Origin of the sequence: Streptomyces cyaneochromogenes, from assembly GCF_003963535.1 — a bacterium.
GTDB lineage: Bacteria > Actinomycetota > Actinomycetes > Streptomycetales > Streptomycetaceae > Streptomyces > Streptomyces shaanxiensis.
In genome coordinates this window covers 1,979,944-2,001,585 of sequence record NZ_CP034539.1, presented here as the reverse complement: position 1 = coordinate 2,001,585, position 21,642 = coordinate 1,979,944, and the positions used below count along the sequence as shown (strand labels likewise).

Annotated in this window: 18 protein-coding genes; 10 read left to right on the top strand and 8 right to left on the bottom strand. The window is 70.4% G+C overall.

The genetic code is table 11. The features are described from left to right. Positions 1 to 60: 60 nt before the first annotated feature. The gene (locus tag EJ357_RS08775; protein ID WP_126390294.1) at positions 61 to 2,538 is read left to right on the top strand and encodes an alpha-L-arabinofuranosidase C-terminal domain-containing protein; all 2,478 of its coding nucleotides are present in this window, start codon (positions 61 to 63) and stop codon (positions 2,536 to 2,538) included. A gap of 76 nt (positions 2,539 to 2,614) precedes the next feature. Here the strand turns inward: EJ357_RS08775 and EJ357_RS08770 are convergent, their stop codons facing one another. Beyond that, positions 2,615 to 3,847: a cysteine desulfurase gene (locus EJ357_RS08770; RefSeq protein WP_126390292.1), complete on the bottom strand. Its 1,233-nt coding sequence runs from the start codon at positions 3,845 to 3,847 to the stop codon at positions 2,615 to 2,617. Between the two features lie 91 nt (positions 3,848 to 3,938). Between EJ357_RS08770 and EJ357_RS08765 the strand changes: the two genes are divergently transcribed. Beyond that, complete coding sequence (locus tag EJ357_RS08765) at positions 3,939 to 4,535, top strand: ABATE domain-containing protein (protein WP_407698474.1); 597 nt, start codon at positions 3,939 to 3,941, stop codon at positions 4,533 to 4,535. Positions 4,536 to 4,565: 30 nt separating this feature from the next. Here the strand turns inward: EJ357_RS08765 and EJ357_RS08760 are convergent, their stop codons facing one another. Then, a complete protein-coding gene (locus tag EJ357_RS08760; RefSeq protein ID WP_126390288.1) occupies positions 4,566 to 6,467 on the bottom strand; it encodes a S41 family peptidase in 1,902 nt (633 codons plus the stop codon). A gap of 266 nt (positions 6,468 to 6,733) precedes the next feature. Here EJ357_RS08760 and argC point away from each other — a divergent pair, with 266 nt between their 5' ends. From argC to EJ357_RS08735, 5 genes are all read left to right on the top strand, one after another. Then, positions 6,734 to 7,762: an N-acetyl-gamma-glutamyl-phosphate reductase gene (gene argC, locus EJ357_RS08755; RefSeq protein ID WP_126390286.1), complete on the top strand. Its 1,029-nt coding sequence runs from the start codon at positions 6,734 to 6,736 to the stop codon at positions 7,760 to 7,762. Between the two features lie 88 nt (positions 7,763 to 7,850). Next, positions 7,851 to 9,002, top strand: coding sequence for a bifunctional glutamate N-acetyltransferase/amino-acid acetyltransferase ArgJ (gene argJ, locus EJ357_RS08750; RefSeq protein WP_126390284.1), 1,152 nt, complete (start codon positions 7,851 to 7,853; stop codon positions 9,000 to 9,002). A 163-nt stretch (positions 9,003 to 9,165) separates the two neighbouring features. Further along, positions 9,166 to 10,101, top strand: coding sequence for an acetylglutamate kinase (gene argB, locus EJ357_RS08745; protein ID WP_126390282.1), 936 nt, complete (start codon positions 9,166 to 9,168; stop codon positions 10,099 to 10,101). Continuing rightward, complete coding sequence (locus EJ357_RS08740) at positions 10,098 to 11,294, top strand: acetylornithine transaminase (protein WP_126390280.1); 1,197 nt, start codon at positions 10,098 to 10,100, stop codon at positions 11,292 to 11,294. The genes argB and EJ357_RS08740 overlap by 4 nt, the downstream gene beginning before the upstream one ends. 19 nt (positions 11,295 to 11,313) lie before the next feature. Beyond that, complete coding sequence (locus EJ357_RS08735) at positions 11,314 to 11,868, top strand: arginine repressor (RefSeq protein WP_126390278.1); 555 nt, start codon at positions 11,314 to 11,316, stop codon at positions 11,866 to 11,868. A gap of 255 nt (positions 11,869 to 12,123) precedes the next feature. Here EJ357_RS08735 and EJ357_RS08730 read toward each other — a convergent pair whose 3' ends face one another. From EJ357_RS08730 to EJ357_RS08705, 6 genes are all read right to left on the bottom strand, one after another. Next, positions 12,124 to 12,864, bottom strand: coding sequence for an FAD:protein FMN transferase (locus EJ357_RS08730; RefSeq protein ID WP_228473015.1), 741 nt, complete (start codon positions 12,862 to 12,864; stop codon positions 12,124 to 12,126). Between the two features lie 55 nt (positions 12,865 to 12,919). Continuing rightward, the gene (locus tag EJ357_RS08725) at positions 12,920 to 13,993 is read right to left on the bottom strand and encodes an FMN-binding protein (RefSeq protein ID WP_126390276.1); all 1,074 of its coding nucleotides are present in this window, start codon (positions 13,991 to 13,993) and stop codon (positions 12,920 to 12,922) included. Positions 13,994 to 14,038: 45 nt separating this feature from the next. After that, a complete protein-coding gene (locus tag EJ357_RS08720; protein ID WP_175647341.1) occupies positions 14,039 to 15,421 on the bottom strand; it encodes a ferredoxin reductase family protein in 1,383 nt (460 codons plus the stop codon). 120 nt (positions 15,422 to 15,541) lie between these two features. Beyond that, positions 15,542 to 16,243 carry a L,D-transpeptidase family protein gene (locus tag EJ357_RS08715; RefSeq protein WP_126390274.1) on the bottom strand — a complete coding sequence of 234 codons (702 nt, stop codon included), beginning with the start codon at positions 16,241 to 16,243 and terminating at the stop codon, positions 15,542 to 15,544. 3 nt (positions 16,244 to 16,246) lie between these two features. Beyond that, the gene (locus tag EJ357_RS08710; RefSeq protein ID WP_126390272.1) at positions 16,247 to 16,834 is read right to left on the bottom strand and encodes a pyridoxamine 5'-phosphate oxidase family protein; all 588 of its coding nucleotides are present in this window, start codon (positions 16,832 to 16,834) and stop codon (positions 16,247 to 16,249) included. Between the two features lie 115 nt (positions 16,835 to 16,949). Continuing rightward, positions 16,950 to 17,816 carry a hypothetical protein gene (locus EJ357_RS08705; protein ID WP_126390270.1) on the bottom strand — a complete coding sequence of 289 codons (867 nt, stop codon included), beginning with the start codon at positions 17,814 to 17,816 and terminating at the stop codon, positions 16,950 to 16,952. A gap of 276 nt (positions 17,817 to 18,092) precedes the next feature. Between EJ357_RS08705 and argH the strand changes: the two genes are divergently transcribed. From argH to EJ357_RS08690, 3 genes are all read left to right on the top strand, one after another. Next, positions 18,093 to 19,523, top strand: coding sequence for an argininosuccinate lyase (argH, locus tag EJ357_RS08700; RefSeq protein ID WP_126390268.1), 1,431 nt, complete (start codon positions 18,093 to 18,095; stop codon positions 19,521 to 19,523). Positions 19,524 to 19,711: 188 nt separating this feature from the next. After that, a complete protein-coding gene (locus EJ357_RS08695) occupies positions 19,712 to 20,539 on the top strand; it encodes an alpha/beta fold hydrolase (RefSeq protein ID WP_126390266.1) in 828 nt (275 codons plus the stop codon). A 64-nt stretch (positions 20,540 to 20,603) separates the two neighbouring features. Then, the gene (locus EJ357_RS08690; protein ID WP_126390264.1) at positions 20,604 to 21,575 is read left to right on the top strand and encodes an aldo/keto reductase; all 972 of its coding nucleotides are present in this window, start codon (positions 20,604 to 20,606) and stop codon (positions 21,573 to 21,575) included. The last annotated feature ends 67 nt before the right edge of the window (positions 21,576 to 21,642 follow it).

Here is a 21,642-nt window from a genome sequence, read left to right as displayed (position 1 = left end):
CTTGCCGTTCGAAGTCCTGATCATTGTCTGACATATCGAACAACGAGCCGCGGAGTGTCCATGTCACGCACGCGCTGGAGATACGGCATCGCCGCCACCGCCTTCCTGGTGGCGGCCGGCCTGATCCCCGCCCCTGCCCACGCCGAGGACGTCGCCGACTACGCGATCACCGTCGACCCCACCGCCAAGGGCGCGAAGATCGACGACACGATGTACGGCGTCTTCTTCGAGGACATCAACCGGGCCGCGGACGGCGGTCTGTACGCCGAGCTCGTGCAGAACCGGTCCTTCGAGTACTCGACCGACGACAACCGGTCGTACACGCCCCTCACCTCCTGGACGGTCGAGGGCACCGGTCAGGTCGTGAACGACGCCGGCCGGCTCAACGAGCGCAACCGCAACTACCTGTCCCTGGGCGCCGGTTCGGCCGTCACGAACGCCGGTTACAACACCGGAATCCACGTCGAGGCGGGCAAGAAGTACGACTTCTCGGTGTGGGCGCGCGCCGAGGGCGGCACCGCCCTCAGCGTCACCCTCCAGGACGCCGACGGCACCCTCGCGACCGCCCGGCAGGTGGCCGTACGCAAGGGCGGCTGGGCCAAGTACCGCGCCACCTTCACCGCGACCCGCACCGGCAGCGACGGCCGCCTCACCGTCGCCTCGTCCGCCGCGGCGGCCCTGGACATGGTGTCCCTCTTCCCGCGCGACACCTACAAGCACCAGGCCAACGGCCTGCGCAAGGACCTCGCCGAGAAGGTCGCGGCCCTGCACCCGGGCTTCCTGCGCTTCCCCGGCGGCTGCCTGGTCAACACCGGTTCGATGGAGGACTACAGCGAGGCCTCGAACTGGCAGCGCAAGCGGTCCTACCAGTGGAAGGACACCATCGGCCCGGTCGAGGAGCGCGCGACCAACTCCAACTTCTGGGGCTACAACCAGTCCTACGGCCTCGGCTACTACGAGTACTTCCGCTTCGCCGAGGACATCGGCGCCATGCCGCTGCCGGTCGTCCCGGCCCTGGTGACCGGCTGCGGCCAGAACCAGGCCGTCGACGACGAGGCGCTGCTCAAGCGGCACATCCAGGACACCCTCGACCTCATCGAGTTCGCCAACGGACCGGTGACCTCGACCTGGGGCAGGAAGCGCGCGCAGATGGGCCACCCGAGGCCCTTCCACCTCACCCACCTCGGGGTCGGCAACGAGGAGAACCTGCCGGTCGAGTTCATGGCCCGGTTCAAGCAGTTCCGCGCCGCCATCGAGGCCGAGTACCCCGACATCACCGTCGTCTCCAACTCCGGCCCGGACGACGCCGGTCAGACCTTCGACACCGCCTGGCAGCTCAACCGCCAGGAGAAGGTCGACATGGTCGACGAGCACTACTACAACAGCCCGCAGTGGTTCCTGCAGAACAACGACCGCTACGACTCCTACGACCGCGGCGGCCCGAAGGTCTTCCTCGGTGAGTACGCCTCCCAGGGCAACGCCTTCAAGAACGGCCTCGCCGAAGCCGCGTTCATGACCGGCCTGGAGCGCAACGCGGACGTCGTCAAGCTGGCCTCCTACGCCCCGCTGTTCGCCAACGAGGACTATGTGCAGTGGCGCCCGGACCTGGTGTGGTTCAACAACCACGCCTCCTGGAACTCCGCCAACTACGAGGTCCAGAAGCTGTTCATGACCAACGTCGGCGACCGCGTGGTGCCCTCGACGGCCACCGGAACACCGTCGCTGCAGGGCCCGATCACCGGCGCGGTCGGCCTGTCGACCTGGGCGACCACGGCGGCGTACGACGATGTGCGGGTCACCGACGCGGACGGCGGGACGCTGCTCACCGACGACTTCAGCGGTGACGCCGTGCAGTGGAGGCACACCGGCGGCGGCAGCTGGAGCATCCAGGACGGGCAGTACGTACAGAGCGACGTGGCCGCCGAGAACACCATGGTCTCGGCCGGTGACCCGACCTGGCACGACTACGACCTGAAGGTGAAGGCCACCAAGAAGTCCGGCAAGGAGGGCTTCCTCGTCGCCTTCGGCGTCAAGGACACCGGCAACTACTACTGGTGGAACCTGGGCGGCTGGAACAACACGCAGTCCGCCGTGGAGCAGGCCGTCGACGGCGGCAAGGGGACGCTGATCTCCAAGGCAGGGTCGATCGAGACGGGCCGTACCTACGACATCCAGGTCAAGGTGCGGGGCCGCCAGGTCACCCTCTATCTCGACGGCCAGGAGTGGGGCAGCTTCAAGGACGACAAGCCGGCCGAGCCGTTCCGCCAGGTCGTCACCTTGGACAAGAAGACCGGTGACCTGATCGTCAAGGTCGTCAACGCCCAGTCCACGGCGGCCCGTACGGCGATCGACCTGGGCGGCGCGAAGGTCGCCTCCACGGCCCGGGTGACCACGCTGGCGGCCGCGCCGGACGCGGTGAACTCGGAGACGGCCACGCCGGTCGCCCCGAAGAGCTCCGTCTTCGAGGGGGTCGCCGACAAGTTCACGTACACCTTCCCGGCGAACTCGGTCACCTTCCTGCGGATCAAGCAGAGGTAGCCGGGGAGCCGTCCGCGGGCCGCTGCCCCAGCGGCAGCGGCCCGCGCTCGGCGAGAACCCCCCTCACGTCCGGCGATCACCTTCCGAAGTAGGCCTGAGCTGCGCGGACGCCTTCGACGAGCGCGTCCACCTCGGCCTCGGTGTTGTACACGTAGAAGGTCGCCCGGGTGGTCGCCGGGATGCCGTAGCGCCGGACGATCGGGCGGGCGCAGTGGTGGCCGACGCGGACGGCGATGCCTCGCTCGTCCAGGACCTGGCCGACGTCGTGCGGGTGGACGCCGTCGACCGTGAAGGAGACGGCCGAGCCGCGCTCGGTGAGGGCGGACGGGCCCACGATGTGTACGCCGGGGAGCTCGCCGAGCAACTGCAGTGCGCGAGCGGTCAGTTGATCCTCGTGCGCCGCCACCTCCGCCATGCCGAGCGCCTCCAGGTACTGCACGGCCGCCGCGAGGCCCACCGTCTGGGACGTCATCGGCACGCCCGCCTCGAAGCGCTGCGGGGGCGGCAGGAAGGTGGTGCGGTCCATCTCCACGATCTCGACCATCGATCCGCCGGTGAGGAACGGCGGGAGCTCCGCCAGGAGTTCGCGTCGGCCCCACAGCACGCCGATGCCGTTGGGGCCGAGCATCTTGTGGCCGGAGAAGGCCAGCAGGTCCGCACCCAGTTCGCGTACGTCGACGGGGCGGTGGGGTACCGACTGGGCGCCGTCCACCACGACCAGGGCGCCGAACGCATGGGCCCGGTCGGCGAGTTCGCGTACCGGGTTGACCGTGCCGAGGACGTTCGACTGGTGGGTGACGGCGACGACCTTCGTGCGCTCGTCGATCAGCTCGTCGGCCCGGGAGAGGTCGAGACGGCCCTCGTCGGTCAGGCCGAACCAGTCCAGCGTCGCCCCAGTCCGCTCGGCGAGCTGCTGCCACGGCACGAGGTTGGCGTGGTGCTCCATCTCCGTCACCACGATCCGGTCACCCGGGCCGATCCGGCGGGCGTTGCCCAGCGCGTACGCGACCAGGTTGATGCCCTCCGTCGTGTTCTTGGTGAAGACGACCTCGTCCTCGTCCGCCCCGACGAAGCGCGCGATCGTGCGGCGCGCGTTCTCGTACGCCTCCGTCGCCTCACCGGCGAGCTGGTGCGCGCCGCGGTGCACGGCCGCGTTGTGCGTGAGGTAGAAGTCCCGCTCCGCGTCGAGGACCTGGAGCGGTTTCTGGGTGGTGGCGCCGGAGTCCAGGTAGACGAGACGGGCGCCGCTGTCCATCGTCCGCCCCAGGATCGGGAAGTCCTTGCGCAGCGCGTCCACGTCGAAGGCCACGGTGTTCCACCTCTCACGGGTTCATGGTGAATTCTCCGTGAGGCACGCTAAGCCTCCCTCACGGAGAATCGCAAGCGTTAACATGAGAGCCGTGGTTCAAGAGGATCAAGAGACGCCCGTCTACCTGCACCAGCTCCCCGTCCCCGGCGAGGAGCGCTATGCCTCGCTGGCCCTGGTCAACACGCGGTTCACCCTCAGCCATGGCCAGGTCGACCTGCTCGACGACACCGAGGCCGCGCACCTGTGGCTCGTACGGCATGAGCTGTTGCCGGACCCGGTCGCGCTGAACGGCAGGCAGCTGGGCAGGCTTCTCGGTCTGCGCGAGGCGCTGCGCGGCCTCTTCGCGGCATACGGCGCCCAGGGCCGCCCGACCGCCGATGACCTCGCCACCCTCAACTCCGCCCTCGCTGCGGCCCCTTCCACCCCCCGGCTGGACTGGACGGCAGACGGCCCGCACCGCGCCGACGAACCCGACACCGGCAACCCGGCCGCCGCCGCGCTCTCCCTCCTCGCCGAGGACGCCGCCGACCTGCTCACCGGCGCCGACGCCGACCAGCTCACCGAATGCGCCGCCCAGGGCTGCGCCCGCTGGTTCCTGCGCTCGCACGGGGCCCGGCGCTGGTGCACGACGAAGTGCGGCAACCGGGTGCGGGCGGCGCGGGCGTACGCGGCACGCAAGGCCCGGTGAGGCGCGTCGGGCCTTGCGTGCCGCGGTGGCTCAGGTGCCGTCGGCGAGGGTGCGGCAGACGGCGAGGGTGCCGGAGGAGTACCCCTCGACGCGGATGACGTCGCCCGCGCCCGCGGCGGGCGTGACGGTGACCGTGCTGTCGCCGTCGGAGACGTCCACCGAGGTGCGCGGCCGGCCCTCGACGAACACGTCGATCCGGTCGAGGCCCTCCGTGTGCACGGCGATCGAGGCGCCGGACGCGTCGCGGGTCGCGTCCAGTCGGCGCACCGGCTCCGCCGCGAGGAGGCGGCCTGCCTCGGCCAGCAGATCCCTGTTGTCGTGCAGGACGTCGTCGCGGGTCATCCGGTGCCGTACGTCGGGGACCACGCCGAGGTCCTCCACGGGTGTGCCGGCCAGTGCGCCGACTCGCACCGTCCGCCGGATCGAGACCCGCATTCCCGCCCCGCCGGGCAGCGGACGGTACGGGGAGGTGGTGTCGGCGGGGAGCGGCTCTTCGAAGAGGGCCTTGAGGAGCTGGTGCTCCCAGACGTTGGCGCCGCCCGCGCCCGTGTTGTCGTCGACGCCGAGGACCTTGCCGATGGCGTGGTCCTGGAAACCGGCGGCGAAGATGTCGGTGGCGGAGTAGCAGCGGGCGTCGGTGATCAGAATCACCGGCCCCTGGTACTGCTGGCCGATCGCGTTCGCCCCCGCCTCCGGTGTGATGGGGAAGGTCGCGGAGAAGGCCGCGCCGGTCTCCACCGCCTGGTCGAGCGACCGCAGCCACGGGCCGAGGTCGATGAACCGGGTCGGGTTGGTGGCGTGCCGACGGCACAGCCGCAGGTTGAGCGGGGTGCTGATGAACTGCGTCGGCTCGGGCGTGATCCGCCGCGGGGTGAGCGTCTGCAGCAGGAACTCGGAGGCATGGATGTGGCCGCCGCCGTTGCCCCGCACGTCCAGCACCAGTCCGCGCTGCGGGATCAGCCCGAGGAGCCGGACGAACTCGGCGACGAAGCCCGCCGGGTCACGAGTGCTGAAGCTGAAGATCCGGATGTGGCCGAAGACCCCGGACGGGGTCTGCACGGCCCGTGCCCTGAACAGGCTGGGCAGCCTGCTCGGAATGTCCTGCCCGGCCTCGGCCGGCACCGTGGTCAGGTCCTCCGGCGCAGGCCCGCCCGCCGCCTCCAGGGCCACCACGTCGGGCAGGAACAGCATCCTCGTCGCCCGGCTGATCTCGTCCCCGGCCAGGTCGAGTCCCTGGGCCGCGGCGGCCTCGGAGAGCTCACCGGCGTTGACGAAGGGCGGGAGGTTCTCGGTCACCTGCCACTTCACGCGCAGCTCGTGGGTCTTGTCGTCGGTGCCCGTGTAGGTGACGACGACCCATTCCTCGTCCGGCGGAAGGTGTGTGATCAGTGGGCGCAGGGTCAGCACCTGCAGCCCCCGGGAGTGCCGGGCGGCGGGGTTGCTCCCCGCGTAGCGGTTTCCGGACAGATCGACCTGGCGGTCGATGGGCACCCCGTTCCAGTGGCTGATCTCCACGCCGGGGCCGAAGGCGGGCGCGGTGAAGTCGCGTACGACGCGGGTGACGACGTATCGCGGACCGTTGGTGTCGTGGTACTCCTCGACGAGGAAGGGGAGGAAGGCGATCCTGCCCGCGAACGGCGCCGGCAACAGGTAGTTGGTGTGCAGGTCGCGCACCGAGTGGAAGATCGAGGCCAGCTCGGCGTGGAACCGCCACTCCGGGTCCACGGTCTGCTCCGTCTGGCGGCCGAGCCTGGTGAGCAGCAGCCGCAGTCGCTGCACCGGATGGACGGCGTGCATCGCCGTCTTCAAGGGGAGGTGGACGTAATTGTCCGTGAAGAGGACCAGCGCCTGCTCGGTGAGCGTGCGGCGGTCCTGCAGTGTCAGGGTGCCTTTGGTGTCCTGCAGGAAGTCGGGCAGATCGGTCGTCGGCATCGTGTCCCCCGTCGCCGGTCGGTGTGTCGGGCGGAACCAGGTCAGCAGAGTCCGGCGTCGGGCGGGACGCCCCGGCCGGGAAGTACTGTTGAAATGCGCAGGACGGACACATGTGCCGTCGTACGGAGGGATGTGCACACATACGACACAACCCTCGCCGACTGTCACGTCAGGTCCCGACGGGTGATCCCGCATGCCGATGCATTGGATTGCATAAAACTGCAGCGAAACGTATAGTCATGCCATCCAAGAGGAGGATGGATTCCATGGCGGTACGTGCGGCAGTGGCCGGAGCGAGCGGATACGCGGGCGGGGAACTGCTGCGTCTGCTCCTGGCCCACCCCGAGGTCGAGATCGGCGCCCTGACCGGCAACTCCAACGCCGGACAGCGCCTCGGTGCGCTCCAGCCGCACCTGCTGCCGCTCGCCGACCGGATACTCCAGGAGACCACCACGGACGTCCTGGCCGGCCACGACGTCGTCTTCCTCGCCCTGCCGCACGGCCAGTCCGCCGCCGTCGCCGACCAGCTCGGCCCGCAGGTGCTCGTCGTCGACATGGGCGCCGACTTCCGGCTGGCGGACGCGGGCGACTGGGAGAAGTTCTACGGCTCCCCGCACGCCGGCACCTGGCCGTACGGCCTCCCCGAACTTCCGGGTGGCCGCGCCGCGCTGGAGGGGTCCAAGCGCATCGCGGTGCCCGGTTGCTACCCGACCGCCGCCACGCTGGCCCTCTTCCCGGCCTACGCCGCCGGCCTCGCCGAGTCCGAGGCCGTGATCGTCGCCGCCTCCGGCACCTCCGGCGCGGGCAAGGCGCCCAAGCCGCATCTGCTGGGCAGCGAGGTCATGGGCTCCATGTCGCCGTACGGCGTCGGCGGTGGCCACCGGCACACCCCCGAGATGATCCAGAACCTCAGCGCTGCGGCGGGCGAGCGGGTCTCCGTCTCCTTCACACCGACCCTCGCGCCGATGCCCCGCGGCATCCTCGCCACCTGCAGCGCCTCCGCGAAGCCGGGCGTGACCGGCGAGTCCGTGCGCGCCGCCTACGAGAAGGCCTTCGCCGACGAGCCCTTCGTCCACCTCCTCCCCGAGGGGCAGTGGCCCGCCACGGCGTCCGTCTACGGTTCGAACGCCGTTCAGGTGCAGGTCGCGTACGACGCGGCCGCGAACCGCATCATCGCGATCAGCGCCATCGACAACCTGACCAAGGGCACGGCCGGTGGCGCCGTGCAGAGCATGAACATCGCCCTCGGGTTCCACGAGAACACCGGGCTTTCCACGATCGGAGTCGCACCGTGAGCGACGCACGTGCAGCCACCGGGCCGCAGACAACGACGAAAGCCGCACCTCTGCGCTGCACGGGCGGAGAAGCGAACAAGGAGATGCAGTGAGTGTCACGGCAGCCAAGGGATTCACGGCGGCGGGCATCGCCGCCGGGATCAAGGAGAACGGCAACCCGGACCTGGCCCTCGTGGTCAACACCGGCCCCCGCCGCTCCGCCGCGGGCGTCTTCACCTCCAACCGCGTCAAGGCCGCGCCGGTCCAGTGGTCCGAGCAGGTCCTGAAGAGCGGCCAGGTCTCCGCGGTCGTCCTCAACTCCGGTGGCGCCAACGCCTGTACGGGACCGAAGGGCTTCCAGGACACGCACGCCACGGCGGAGAAGGTGGCCGAGGTACTCGGGCGCGGCGCCATCGAGGTCGCCGTCTGCTCGACCGGCCTCATCGGTGTGCTGCTGCCCATGGACAAACTGCTCCCGGGCGTCGAGACCGCCGCGGCGCAGCTCTCCGAGCACGGCGGCGAGAAGGCCGCCATCGCCATCAAGACCACCGACACCGTCCACAAGACGTCCGTCGTGACCAAGGACGGCTGGACCGTCGGCGGCATGGCGAAGGGCGCGGGCATGCTCGCCCCCGGCCTCGCCACCATGCTGGTCGTCCTCACCACCGACGCCGCCCTCGACAACGACGTACTGGACAAGGCCCTGCGCGCCGCGACCAAGGTCACCTTCGACCGCGTCGACTCCGACGGCTGCATGTCCACCAACGACACGGTGCTGCTGCTCGCCTCCGGCGCCGCCGAAGTCACCCCGGAGTACGAGGAGTTCGCCGAGGCCGTACGGGCCGTCTGCGACGACCTCGGCCAGCAGCTGATCCGCGACGCCGAGGGCGCCGGCAAGGACATCAAGGTCGAGGTGATCAACGCCGCGACCGAGGACGACGCCGTGGAGGTGGGCCGCTCCATCGCCCGCAACAACCTCCTCAAGTGCGCCATCCACGGCGAGGACCCCAACTGGGGCCGCGTGCTGTCCGCGATCGGCACCACCAAGGCCGCCTTCGAGCCCGACCGGCTCAACGTCGCCATCAACGGCGTCTGGGTGTGCAAGAACGGTGGCGTCGGCGAGGACCGCGAGAAGGTCGACATGCGCTACCGCGAGGTCCACATCGTGGCGGACCTCGCGGCAGGCAATGAGTCTGCGACGATCTGGACCAACGACCTCACGGCCGACTATGTCCACGAGAACAGCGCCTACTCCTCTTGACGTGCCCGCTTGGTTGTCGCGGGTCCTCGTCGTCGCCGACGAGGGTTCCTGTTTCGCCGGCGACCGCTCGCCCTCGGACGAGTCCGGGGTGAGTCTTACGTCGCCTCCGCAGGCCAACACCGCCCGCCCGGCGGCTGATCCGAGATCTTTCCGAAAGTCGGTTATGACGGTCAATCACTCAGAAGAGGGAAAGTCCCCGACCCGCAAGCACACCGCCCTCCCCAAGGCCCAGATCCTCATCGAGGCGCTGCCCTGGCTGGTCCGGCACAACGGCAAGACCGTCGTCATCAAGTTCGGCGGCAACGCCATGATCGACGAGGAGCTGAAGGCCGCGTTCGCCCAGGACGTCGTGTTCCTGCACCACGCCGGCCTCAGGCCGGTCGTCGTGCACGGCGGCGGCCCGCAGATCAGCGCCGCCCTCGACCAGCACGGCATCGTCAGCGAGTTCAAGGCGGGCCTGCGCGTCACCACCGAGGACGCCATGGACGTCGTACGCATGGTGCTCGCCGGGCAGGTGCAGCGCGAGCTGGTCGGCCTGCTCAACCAGCACGGGCCGCTCGCCGTCGGCCTGACCGGCGAGGACGCGCACACCATCACCGCCACCAAGCACCAGCCCGAGATCGACGGCGAGTTGGTCGACATCGGGCGGGTGGGCGAGATCACCGCGATCGACACGGGCGCGATCGAGGCACTGCTCGCCGACGGCCGGATCCCGGTCGTCTCGTCGATCGCCCGGAGCCAGGACGACGGACATGTCTACAACGTCAATGCTGATACGGCGGCTGCGGCACTCGCTGCTGCTCTGGGCGCCGAAACCCTCATGGTCCTCACGGACGTCGAGGGTCTCTATGAGGACTGGCCCAACAGCGACGAGGTGATCAGCCGCCTCACCGCTTCCCAACTGGAGAAGCTGCTGCCGGAGTTGAGCTCCGGCATGGTGCCGAAGATGGAGGGCTGTCTGCACGCCGTGCGCGGCGGCGTCACCACCGCCCGCGTCATCGACGGCCGGGTGCAGCACTCGATCCTGCTGGAGATCTTCACCGACGAAGGAATCGGCACGATGGTCGTGCCGGACGCGCCTGAGGGGGACGCCGAATGACCGGGACCGCGGCAAACGCAGAGTACGCCCAGCGGTGGCAGGGCTCGCTCATGAACAACTACGGCACCCCGCGGCTCCCTCTCGTCCGCGGTGAGGGCCTGAAGGTCTGGGACGCCGAGGGCAAGCAGTACCTCGACTTCGTCGGCGGTATCGCGACCAACGCGCTCGGCCACGCCCACCCCGCGATCGTCGAGGCCGTGAGCACGCAGATCGCGTCCCTCGGCCACATCTCCAACTTCTTCATGGCCGAGCCGACCCTCACCCTCGCCGAGCGGCTCCTGCAGCTCTTCGGCCGGGACGGCAGGGTCTTCTTCTGCAACTCCGGCGCCGAGGCCAACGAGGCCGCGTTCAAGATCGGCCGGCTGACCGGGCGGACCCACGTCGTCGCCACCGAGGGCGGCTTCCACGGCCGCACCATGGGCGCCCTCGCGATGACGGGCCAGCCCGGCAAGCGCGAGCCGTTCCTGCCGCTGCCCGCTGACGTCACCCACGTGCCGTTCGGCGACGCCCAGGCGCTGGCCGCGGCGGTGACGGAGGAGACGGCTCTGGTGATCATCGAGCCGATCCAGGGCGAGCTCGGCGTGGTGGTCCCGCCTGCCGGCTATCTCAAGGCGGCGCGGGCGATCACGGCCTCGACGGGGGCGCTGCTCGTCCTCGACGAGGTGCAGACCGGCATCGGCCGTACCGGGCACTGGTTCGAGTACCAGGCCCACGAGGGCGTGCTGCCCGACATCGTCACCCTCGCCAAGCAGCTGGGCGGCGGATTGCCGCTGGCCGCGACGGTCGCCTTCGGGCGGGCCGCGGAGCTGCTCCAGCCCGGCCATCACGGGACCACCTTCGGCGGGAACCCCGTCGCGTGTGCCGCGGGGCTGGCCGTGCTGGACACGATCGCGAACGAGGGGTTGCTGGAGAACGTCAAGCGGCAGAGCGAGAAGTTGCGCGACGGGATCGAGGGTCTCGACCACCGGTTGATCGGTCATGTCCGGGGCGCGGGACTGCTCCTGGGTATCGTGCTCACCGAACCGCTCGCCGCGAAGGTGCAGCAGGCGGCTCAGGACGCCGGTTTCCTGGTGAACGCGCCCGCCCCCGATGTCGTACGGCTCATGCCGCCGCTGAACCTCGGTGACGACGAAGTGGAGGCGCTTCTTCAGGCCCTTCCCGGCATCCTGGACGAGGCCGACGGGGACGAATGATCCGGAGAATGAGACGACGATGAGTCATGCGCAGGAGCACGAGCACAACGGGGCGAACGGCGCCGCCGGGCCTGCCGTGCCGCAGACCCGCACCGCACGTCACCGCCGGATCGTGGACATCCTCAACCGGCAGCCGGTGCGGTCGCAGAGCCAGCTGGCGAAGCTGCTCGCGGACGACGGGCTGAGCGTCACGCAGGCGACGCTGTCCCGGGATCTGGACGAGCTGAACGCGGTGAAGATCCGGAACAACGACGGCGACCTGATCTACGCGGTGCCCAGCGAGGGGGGTTTTCGTACCCCTCGGGCGCCGCTGGGGGAGTCGGCGAAGGAAGAGCGGATGCGGCGGTTGTCGCAGGAGCTGCTCATCTCCGCGGAGGCTTCCGCGAACCTCGTGGTCCTGCGCACCCCTCCGGGGGCCGCGCAGTTCTTGGCCTCGGCCATTGATCAGGCCGAGCTGCAGGACATTCTGGGGACGATTGCCGGTGACGACACGTTGCTGTTGATCAGCCGGAACCCTACGGGTGGGCAGGCCTTGGCCGATCACTTGCTGCGGTTGGCTCAGAACGGCCATTGAGCGGGGTGGTGGCGGTTGTTCGCCGACTGCGGGACCGGGTGTGGCTGGTCGCGCCCACGCGGCGGAGCCGCACATCGATACAGCCCGCGCCCCTGAGGGCGTTGCCGCTCGTCGGCGCCGCAAGCTGCCCGGCGCGGCTGCGGGTGGCTGTCCCGCCCCGCGCCGGCCGCGGGCTGTCGTGCCGCTGGGGCGGCACGGGTGTGCGCGGGCGGCGCCCCGCCGGCGCGGGTGAGCGTCACGCTCCCTGCTCAGCCCTCAGCCGAGCCGCGCCGCCAGTCCCCCCGTGCACCGCACCTCGTCGCCCGCCGTGATCAGCAGTGCCTCCACGCCCGGCAGGGACTCCAGCCAGCGCAAACCCTGGCGCGAGCCCATCGCGAACGCCGCCGTGGCCCAGCAGTCCGCCCAGGTCACCGACGGGGCGACCACCGTCACCGCCACCAGGTCCGTCACCGCGGAGCGCCCCGTGCGCGGGTCGACGATGTGGGCGCCCCGCTCCGCCGTGCCGGACGTGGCCACCGCCAGTTCGTCGAGCCCGGCGGCGGAGATGACGGCCGCGAGGGCGCCCGGACGCAGGGGGTCGGAGACGCCCACGCGCCACGGGCGTTGGGGGCCGGGCACGCCGAGCAGCTGCACGTCGCCCCCGCCGTTGACGCTCACGCCGGTCACCCCGGGGACGTCCACCAGGCGGCGGGCCGCTCGCTCGACCGACCAGCCCTTCACGATGCCGGTCGGGTCGAGGCGGCCCTCGTACCTGGTGCTGAACCAGCCCTCGCTGATCCGTTCCGCCTGGGCGGCGAGGGCGAGCACCTCGGCGACGTCCGGGTCGCAGTCGTCGACGGTCAGCTCATCGCGTGCCAGCCGGGAGACCTGGCTGTCGTCGCGGTAGGTGCTGAACACCTCGTCGACCCGGTGCAGTCCGGCGACCGCCTCTTCCAGTGCAGACTGCACGGCACCGGGATCCCCGCCGCGGACGTCGAAGGAGAAGACCGTCCCCATGACCTCCTCCGCATGACGCACCGCGGCGGGAGCTTGTGTCGGTTCCGCCACCGTGTCAGCCACCGGCCTGGTCCAGCGCCGACTGGAGGGATTCCTTGTAGCCGGCGCTGGTGTAGGTGGCTCCGGACACGGCGTCGATGTCGGCGCTGCCGGCCGCCACGGCCGCCTGGTTGAGCTTCGGTACGGCGTTGGCGGTGATGTTGGTGCTCTGACCGCCGCTCGGCGCCTTGACCGCCTCGGCCTTGGTGATCTTGCCGCCGCTGACCGTGATCCGGACCTGGACCGGCCCGTACTGCGTCTGGACGACGCTGCCGGTGAGGGTGCCGGCCTGGGCGCCGCCGCCCGAACCCTCGGAACCGGAGCCCTGGGCCGAACCTGCGCTCGCCTGCGCCTTGTCGATCGCCGACTGGAGGGATTCCTTGTAGCCGGCGCTGGTGTAGGTGGCTCCGGACACGGCGTCGATGTCGGCGGTTCCGGTGGCTACGGCGGCCTGGTTGAGCTTGGGTACGGCGTTGGCGGTGATGTTGGTGCTCTGGCCGCCGCTCGGCGCCTGGACCGTCTCGGCCTTGGTGATCTTGCCGCCCGCGACCGTGATCCGGACCTGGACCGCGCCGTACTGCGTCTGGACGGCGTCGCCGGTGACGGTGGCGGCCTGGGCGGAGCCGCCCGAGCCCTGGGAGCCGGCGCTCGCGTTCGCCTTGTCGATCGCCGACTGGACGGACTTCTTGTAGCCGTTGCTGGTGTACGTCGCCCCGGACACGGCGTCGATGTCCGCGCTCTGCTCGGCGACCACCGCCTGGTTGAGCTTGGGCACGGCGTTGGCGGTGATCTGGTCGCTCTGGCCGCCCTTGGGTGCCTGGACCGCCTCGGCCTTGGTGATCTTGCCGTTGGCCACGGTCAGCCGCACCTGCACGGCGCCGTACTGGGTCTGCGCCGCGTCACCGGTGATCGTGCCGGACCCGGCCGCCGCGGCGCCACCCTGGGCCGAGGCCGCCGGCGGTGCCCCGACCCCCGCCGCCTGCGCGGAACCCGGGTCGGAAGCCGGTTTCAGCGACAGCAGCAGCACGATCCCGGACACGGTGGCGGCGCCGGCCAGCACGACACGCCGGATGGGGTGACTCTTCCTCATGGCTTCTACAGCTCCTGAAGTCTTGAAGTCTCGTAGTCCCGTCGCTCACATCTCGAACGACTCGTGATGGATGCGGCGGGCAGGCACACCCGCGCCGCGCAGTGCTTCGTAGACGCCCTGTGCGAAGCCGGCCGGCCCGCACATGAACACGTCGTGCTTGTCGATGTCGGGCAGCTTCTGCTGCAACCGCTCCGCCGAGATGTCGGGCCGTTCACCGTCGGGGCTGTTGACCGCGTACATCAGCCGGGCGCCGCGCTCGTCGGCGATGGCCGCGAGCTCGTCCCACAGCGCCAGGTCCTGGGTGCTGTTGGCCCGGTAGAGCAGCGTGATGTCGCCGGCCGCGCCGGGCAGCGTCTCGAACAGGGCCCGCATCGGGGTGATGCCCACGCCGCCCGCCACCAGCAGGACCTTGCCCCGGCTGCGGCGCTGGGCGGTCATGGCGCCGTACGGGCCCTCGGCCCACACCTTGGTGCCGGGCTTGAGGTCGCGCAGCCGGGACGTATGGTCGCCGATCGCCTTGACGGTGATCCGCAGCATGTCGGGGCGGGGCGCCGCCGACAGCGAGTACGGGTGGGAGCTGAACCGCATGCCCGGCGCCTTGAACCGCCAGCGGAAGAAGTGCCCCGCCTCCGCGCCCATGCGGTGCAGCTTGCGCCCGCCGATCAGCACCGACACGACGCCCGGGGTCTCCTCGATGACCGCCTCGACGTACATCCGGTGCCGCAGGTTGAGGCGGATCGGGGTGAGGATCCGGTACCAGACGACGGCCGCGGTCACGGCCGCGTACAGCCCGTACCAGAAGGTCTTCGCGGCGGGGGTGACGGCGAACTCGTTGCCGGTGGTGATCTGGTGCCAGAACGTCAGGTACACGGACGCGTAGGTGAGCAGGTGTACGTGGTACCAGGTGTCGTACGGGATCCGGCGGCGGATGCCCCCGATCGAGATGAACGCGATGAGGAACAGCAGCCCGGTGCCGATGGCCGCCTTGCCCATGTCCGGCAGCGTGTTGACCGAGTCGATCGTCTGCTGCACGACATCGCCGAGCGTCTTGCCGGCCTGGAGCGCGTACGCCCACATGGTGAGGAAGACGTGCGCGACGACCAGGCAGACCGTGTACCGGCCGCTCATCGCGTGCCAGCGCGCGACCCGGTCCGAGCCCACCCGCCGCTCCAGCGCGGGCACCCGCGCCATCTGCAGCACCACGAGCGCCATCAGATAGCCGGCGAGCAGGCCGGTGATCCGGCCCGCGGCGAGGATCTTGGCGGTGTTGTCCGCGAGGGACGGCGTGTTGTCCCACCACAACCACAGCACGGCCGCCGCGCCCGCCCATAGGGCGATCACCAACGGGACGGCCGGGGAGCGGCGCGGGCGGATGCGGCGCATCGTCTGGCGTCGGGCGGCACGGCCGCCCGCGAGCGTGGTGGTCACGGTTCCTCCGGGGACGGGAGCAAGGGGAGTGCGTGGTTGACGTGGTCCCTTGGCCCAGAGATACGTGCGGGGAGGCCCGTGTGTTCAGTCGTGCTCGGTCCGTACTTGCCCGGTGCCGGTTCAGTACCGGGTGATCGCCGTGGGCCCGTGCATCGTCCCGATCGCCAGGTGCGGCTTGCGCCCTGGATCGGCCCACTTGAGGATCCGCTTCATCGCGTTCGCGGACACCGACACACAACCGGCCGTCGCCCCACGCCCCTTCACATGGAGGAAGATCCCCGCCCCTCGGCCCTTGACCGGACGGGCGTAGTTGAAGTTGATGACGAGCGCGTACGCGTACAGCGCGCCGTAGGAGATCAGATGCTCGGACTCGGCGGCCCGGCAGTCGCGCGCCAGCGGCTCGGTCCAGCGGTTGTACGCACGGGAGTCATCGTCCTGGCACCACCAGGAGTCCCGGTGAACGCGGCGGTACTTGTACGCCGTACCCCGCGGCGCTGCCTTGCTGCCGAAGGCGTACGGCAGCCCGTACAGCCCCGTCGGCGTCGTGTTCGTGCCCTGCTTGCGAGAGGCCCCCTCGACCAGCCCCTTCGCCCCGAACCGGGCCGTCGCCGATCCGGCCTTCACCCACTGCCCGTCCACCCGGTCCCACCAGGTGACCGTCCCCGACGTCGAGCCGGCCTTCGGTGCCACCGCGGTGATCAGCTGGCTGCCGCCCCCGGTGTCGGCCATCCGCGCGGGCAGCGGCTGCGGCGGGGCGCCGCCGGGCGCGGCACCGAGCACGAGGAGGGACGCGGACGCGAGGGCGACGACACCGGGGCGCATGGCTCAGACGCTAGACGGGGGGAGCGGCAACGGCAGCCCGGGTAGGCCATCCAGGCTGGTCGCGATGTGCTCCTTCTTGGTGAAGTACGCGCTGAGCGAGTCGTCGTCCTCGCGCGCGAACCGCTTGCCGTGCAGCTCGCGGTCCTCGTCGTACGTCATGAGGGGCACGGCGTATCCGCAGGAGTCGCGGACGAGTTCGGCCCGTACGACGATGATCGCGCGCAGGCCGTGCAGGCCCGGGTCGATGTCGGGGAAGTGGCCGAGCAGTTCCTTGAACCGCGGGTCGTCGCGGAAGACGGCCTCACCGCGGCCGTGCACCCGGACGATGTTGGGCGGGCCCTGGAAGGCGCACCACATGAGGGTGATCCGGCCGTTCTCCCGCAGATGCGCGATCGTCTCGGCGTTGGAGCCGGCGAAGTCGAGGTAGGCCAGGGTGAGTTCGTCGAGGATCGCGAAGGAGCCCTTGAGACCCTTGGGGGAGAGGTTGACCGTCCCGTCGGCGGACAGGGGCGCGGTCGCGGTGAAGAAGAGGGGCTGCTCCTCGATGAACGTGCGGAGCCTGCCGTCTATGCGCTCATAGGTTTTTCCCACGTCCACCGATTATGGACGGGGGTCGTTCGCCTGTCTAAGGAATTATGGCGTCCGGTTGGCACGTCCGTGGCCGCCCCGGCCGGCGTTCAGCGGGGCGGCCACGGTGCCGGTCACGTCACTTGGTGAGCGTGCAGGTGGCCAGGGAGTTCAGGCCCTGGGGCTTGGCCGCCGTACGGCCGATGGAGATGGCGATGCGGTCGATCGCCGCCACGCGCTTGTCCTTCAGGGGGCCGAGGATGGCGTTCTGGACGAAGTTGGGCCCGCCCTGGCCGACCGAGGACGCCAGTCGCCTGTTGGCCTCCTGGATCTGGGTGTTGAGCAGGGCGAGGTTGCGGTCGACCTCGGCCCTCGCGGTCGCGGGGACCGCCGGGAGCTTCGACCTCACGTCCGGGCAGGAGATGGTGCCGACGGCGTTGGTGTTCCCCGTGTTCCCCGCATTGCCGGTGTTCGCGTTGCCTCCGGTGTTCCCCTTGTTGCCGCTGGCCTGCTTGGTCGGGGTCGCCTTCGGGGTCGCGGCGGCCGCGTTCCCGTTCGCGTTGAGGGTGCACGGCGCCAGCGCGTCCAGGCCCTGCGGTCTGGCGGCCGTGCGGCCGATGGCCGTCGCGATGCGGTTGATCGTCGCCACGCGCTTGTCCTTCAGCGGGCCGACGATGGCGTTCTGGGCGAAGTTGGGCCCACCCTGGCCCACGGTGTCGACCAGCCGCTTGTTGGCCTCCTGGATCTGGGTGTTGAGCAGCGCGAGGTTGCGGTCGACCTCCGCCTTCGCGGTCGCCGGGACCGCGGGCAGTCGGGAAGCGACGTCCGGGCACGAGACGGTGCCGGGGCCGGCCAGCGTGCGGGCGTTCGTGCCGCTCTTCGAAGACGATGTCGTCTCCCCGGCGAGGGCGAAGCCGGCGATCACCGTGCCGGACAGCGCCACCGCGGCGGCGCCGCCGATGAACGCGACGCGACGCTTGTTGTACTTCGGAAGAGCCCTGGACATGCGGATGCCTCACTCGGGTTCGGGAGTGGTCGTCGTTTACGAACGCGGCGCCTGCGTTCGGCGAGAGGTACGGGTAAGCGGTTTCTCGCGTTCAAAGGCGACGCGAATTTTCCGCCGAGGCGCTGCCGTGACGGGTCCAGATTGACGAATCATGCATAACTCTGCATACTCATGCAGGTCACTGTGTGGTGAGTTCGCACTAACCTGACGACCGCCTCCCCGTTCACGCCACGGGGAGGCGGTGCCACACCCAGACCCTCCCGAGGAGCGCAGCAAGTGAGCAGCAACAGCGGTGACGTACGGCTCTGGGGCGGCCGTTTCGCCGACGGTCCCGCCGAGGCCCTGGCCAAGCTGTCCGCGTCCGTCCACTTCGACTGGCGGCTGGCGCCGTACGACATCGCCGGTTCGCGTGCCCACGCGCGCGTGCTGCACAAGGCGGGGCTGCTCACGGAGGACGAGCTGACGCGGATGATCGCGGGCCTCGACCAGCTGGAAGCGGATGTGGCCGCGGGCGACTTCGTGGGCACCATCGCCGACGAGGACGTCCACACCGCCCTGGAGCGCGGCCTGCTGGAGCGCCTCGGCCCCGACCTCGGCGGCAAGCTGCGCGCCGGCCGCTCCCGCAACGACCAGGTCGCGACCCTCTTCCGGATGTACCTGCGCGATCACGCCCGGATCATCGGCGGCCTGATCGCCGACCTCCAGGACGCGCTCATCGGCCTCGCCGAGGCCCACCCGGGCGTGGCCATGCCCGGCCGCACCCACCTCCAGCACGCCCAGCCGGTGCTCTTCGCCCACCACGTCCTCGCGCACGCGCAGTCCCTGTCCCGGGACGCCGAGCGGCTGCGCCAGTGGGACGAGCGCACGGCCGTGTCGCCGTACGGCTCGGGCGCCCTGGCGGGCTCCTCCCTCGGACTGGACCCGGAGGCGGTGGCGAAGGACCTCGGCTTCGAGCACGGGTCGGCCGCCAACTCGATCGACGGCACGGCGTCGCGTGACTTCGTCGCCGAGTTCGCCTTCATCACCGCGATGATCGGCGTGAACCTCTCCCGGATCGCCGAGGAGGTCATCATCTGGAACACGAAGGAGTTCTCCTTCGTGACCCTGCACGACGCGTTCTCCACGGGCTCGTCGATCATGCCGCAGAAGAAGAACCCGGACATCGCGGAGCTGGCCCGCGGCAAGAGCGGCCGCCTGATCGGCAACCTCACCGGTCTCCTCGCGACCCTGAAGGCGCTGCCCCTCGCCTACAACCGCGACCTCCAGGAGGACAAGGAGCCGGTCTTCGACTCCTGCGACCAGCTGGAGGTCCTGCTCCCCGCCTTCACCGGCATGATGGCGACCCTCACCGTGCACCGCGAGCGCATGGAGGAACTGGCCCCGGCCGGCTTCTCCCTGGCCACCGACATCGCCGAGTGGCTGGTCAAGCAGGGCGTCCCGTTCCGCGTCGCCCACGAGGTCGCCGGCGAGTGCGTCAAGGTCGCCGAGGCCGAGGGCAAGGAACTGGACGGCCTGACGGACGAACAGTTCGCGAAGATCTCGGCTCATCTGACGCCGGAGGTGCGGTCGGTCCTCAACGTCCCGGGCGCCCTTGCCTCCCGCAACGGCCGGGGCGGTACGGCGCCGAGCGCGGTCGCTGTCCAACTGGCCGAGATCAAGGCGGACGTGGCGGCGCAGCACGCGTGGGCCACGGCCAAGCAGAGCTGACCCGTTTCAGTCCTCCGAAGGGCCCGGACCTCCGTCCGGGCCCTTCGTGCTGCCCGGCCCGCTCGGTAACAGAAGGAAATCAGCCACTGGCCGAAACCTTGACTTGCCCTTACTCGGAAGTAACGATTCCGGTTCCGGTCGACATTGTCGAACGCCGACCGGTCGAAGCCGAGCATGAAAGGGACGTCATGCGCGCAAGACGTACAAGACGAACAGTCCGCCTCCTCGCCCTCGCCGTCATGGCCGCGCTCTGCGCCTTCGGGCTCACCGCCCCCGCGGGCGCCGCCGACACGCCGCCCCCCGGCGCCAACAACTGGTCCTGCAAGCCGGACTCCGCCCACCCGCAGCCCGTGGTCCTGGTGAACGGCACCTTCAAGACCTCGTACGAGAACTGGCTGACCCTGTCGCCCGCACTCGCGGACGCCGGTCACTGCGTCTTCTCCTTCGAGTACGGCGATCTGGAGACCGCCCCGGTCGCGGACTCGGCGGCCGAGCTGCGCGACTTCGTGAACGCCGTGCTCGGCGCGACCGGCGCCAAGAAGGCCGACCTCGTCGGCCACAGTCAGGGCGGCATGATGCCCCGCTACTACGTGAAGTTCCTCGGGGGCGCGACCAAGGTCGACGACCTCGTCGGCATCGTGCCCTCCAACCACGGCACCACCAACCCGCTCGCCCTCGTGGCCGGCGCCACCGTCTGCCCCTCGTGCGTCGACCAGACCGCCGGCTCGGACTTCCTCCAGAAGCTCAACGCCGACCCGGAGGCCCCGGTGGGCCCCGACTACACGGCGATCGCCACGCGCTACGACGAGGTGGTGCTGCCCTACACCAGCTCCTTCCTCGACGGCCCCGCCTCCTACGTGACCAACGTGCTGCTCCAGGACCGCTGCCCGTTGAACATCACCGAGCACGACCAGGCGACCAAGTCGCCGCTGGTCGAGAGCTGGGTGCTCAACGCCCTCAAGCGCGACGGACCGGCCGACCCGGCCTTCGTCCCGCGCTGCGTCGGCTCCGGCTGAACCGCCCGGGGCTGGGTAGATTGGTGCCGGATCCCCCCTCCGCCGATCGTGCAGGGAGCGCCCCATGCCCTTCAGTCGTCTGGCCGCCGCGACCACCCCCACCGCGCACATCGGTCTGGGTCTGGCCGCCGTCGGCCGCCCGGGCTACATCAATCTCGGCCGGGAGGACGACCTCCCGGCCGAGCGCACCGTCGACGCCCTGCGCCACCGCACCCACGAACTCCTCGACGCCGCCTACGCCCAGGGCGTCCGCTACTTCGACGTGGCCCGCTCCTACGGCCGCTCCGAGGAGTTCCTCGCCGACTGGCTGAACGCCCGCCCCGACCTCGAGGACATCGTCGTGGGCAGCAAGTGGGGCTACACCTACACCGCCGACTGGACCACCGACGCCGAGAAGCACGAGGTCAAGGACCACAGCCTCCAGACGTACGAGCGCCAGCGCGCCGAGTCCGACGCCCTCCTCGGCGACCGCCTCGACCTCTACCAGATCCACTCGGTGACCCCGGACAGCCCCGCCCTCACCGACAAGGACCTCCACGCCAGGCTCGCCGAGGCCGCGGCCCAGGGTCTCACCGTCGGCTTCTCCACCAGCGGCCCCGCCCAGGCCGACGCGATCCGTGCCGCCCTCGCCGTGACGGTCGACGGCGAGCCCCTCTTCCGTACCGTCCAGTCGACGTACAACGCCCTGGAGACCTCGGCCGCCCCCGCCCTCGCCGAGGCCCACGACGCCGGGCTCACGGTGATCGTGAAGGAGGGCATGGCCAACGGACGCCTCGCGGACCCGCACGCACCGGACGCGCTGAAGGCCGTGGCGGAGGAAACGTCCCTGGGCTGCGACGCCGTCGCCCTCGCGCTGATCCTCCGCCGGCCCTGGGTCGGCGTGGTCCTCTCCGGCGCGGCGACGACCGTGCAGCTCGCGTCCAACCTGCACGCCGCCGTGGTCGACCTCGACGAGGGCCAGCTGGAGCGGCTCGCCGTGCTGGTGGAGGAGCCGGGCGCGTACTGGGAGCGGCGCGGGCAGCTGCCCTGGCACTGACGCACACCCCGCTGATCGACAGCCATGAGTCACCCATGCCCGCGGTGAGACATGAATGTCTCACATG

Excerpts from the sequence above, each read along its gene's own strand:
- EJ357_RS08775 (WP_126390294.1), top strand. The coding sequence starts at position 61 with ATGTCACGCACGCGCTGGAGATACGGCATCGCCGCCACCGCCTTCCTG.
- EJ357_RS08760 (WP_126390288.1), bottom strand. The coding sequence starts at position 6,467 with ATGCCGACGACCGATCTGCCCGACTTCCTGCAGGACACCAAAGGCACC.
- argC (WP_126390286.1), top strand. The coding sequence starts at position 6,734 with ATGGCGGTACGTGCGGCAGTGGCCGGAGCGAGCGGATACGCGGGCGGG.
- argB (WP_126390282.1), top strand. The coding sequence starts at position 9,166 with ATGACGGTCAATCACTCAGAAGAGGGAAAGTCCCCGACCCGCAAGCAC.
- EJ357_RS08740 (WP_126390280.1), top strand. The coding sequence starts at position 10,098 with ATGACCGGGACCGCGGCAAACGCAGAGTACGCCCAGCGGTGGCAGGGC.
- EJ357_RS08735 (WP_126390278.1), top strand. The coding sequence starts at position 11,314 with ATGAGTCATGCGCAGGAGCACGAGCACAACGGGGCGAACGGCGCCGCC.
- EJ357_RS08730 (WP_228473015.1), bottom strand. The coding sequence starts at position 12,864 with ATGGGGACGGTCTTCTCCTTCGACGTCCGCGGCGGGGATCCCGGTGCC.
- EJ357_RS08725 (WP_126390276.1), bottom strand. The coding sequence starts at position 13,993 with ATGAGGAAGAGTCACCCCATCCGGCGTGTCGTGCTGGCCGGCGCCGCC.
- EJ357_RS08715 (WP_126390274.1), bottom strand. The coding sequence starts at position 16,243 with ATGCGCCCCGGTGTCGTCGCCCTCGCGTCCGCGTCCCTCCTCGTGCTC.
- EJ357_RS08705 (WP_126390270.1), bottom strand. The coding sequence starts at position 17,816 with ATGTCCAGGGCTCTTCCGAAGTACAACAAGCGTCGCGTCGCGTTCATC.
- EJ357_RS08695 (WP_126390266.1), top strand. The coding sequence starts at position 19,712 with ATGCGCGCAAGACGTACAAGACGAACAGTCCGCCTCCTCGCCCTCGCC.
- EJ357_RS08690 (WP_126390264.1), top strand. The coding sequence starts at position 20,604 with ATGCCCTTCAGTCGTCTGGCCGCCGCGACCACCCCCACCGCGCACATC.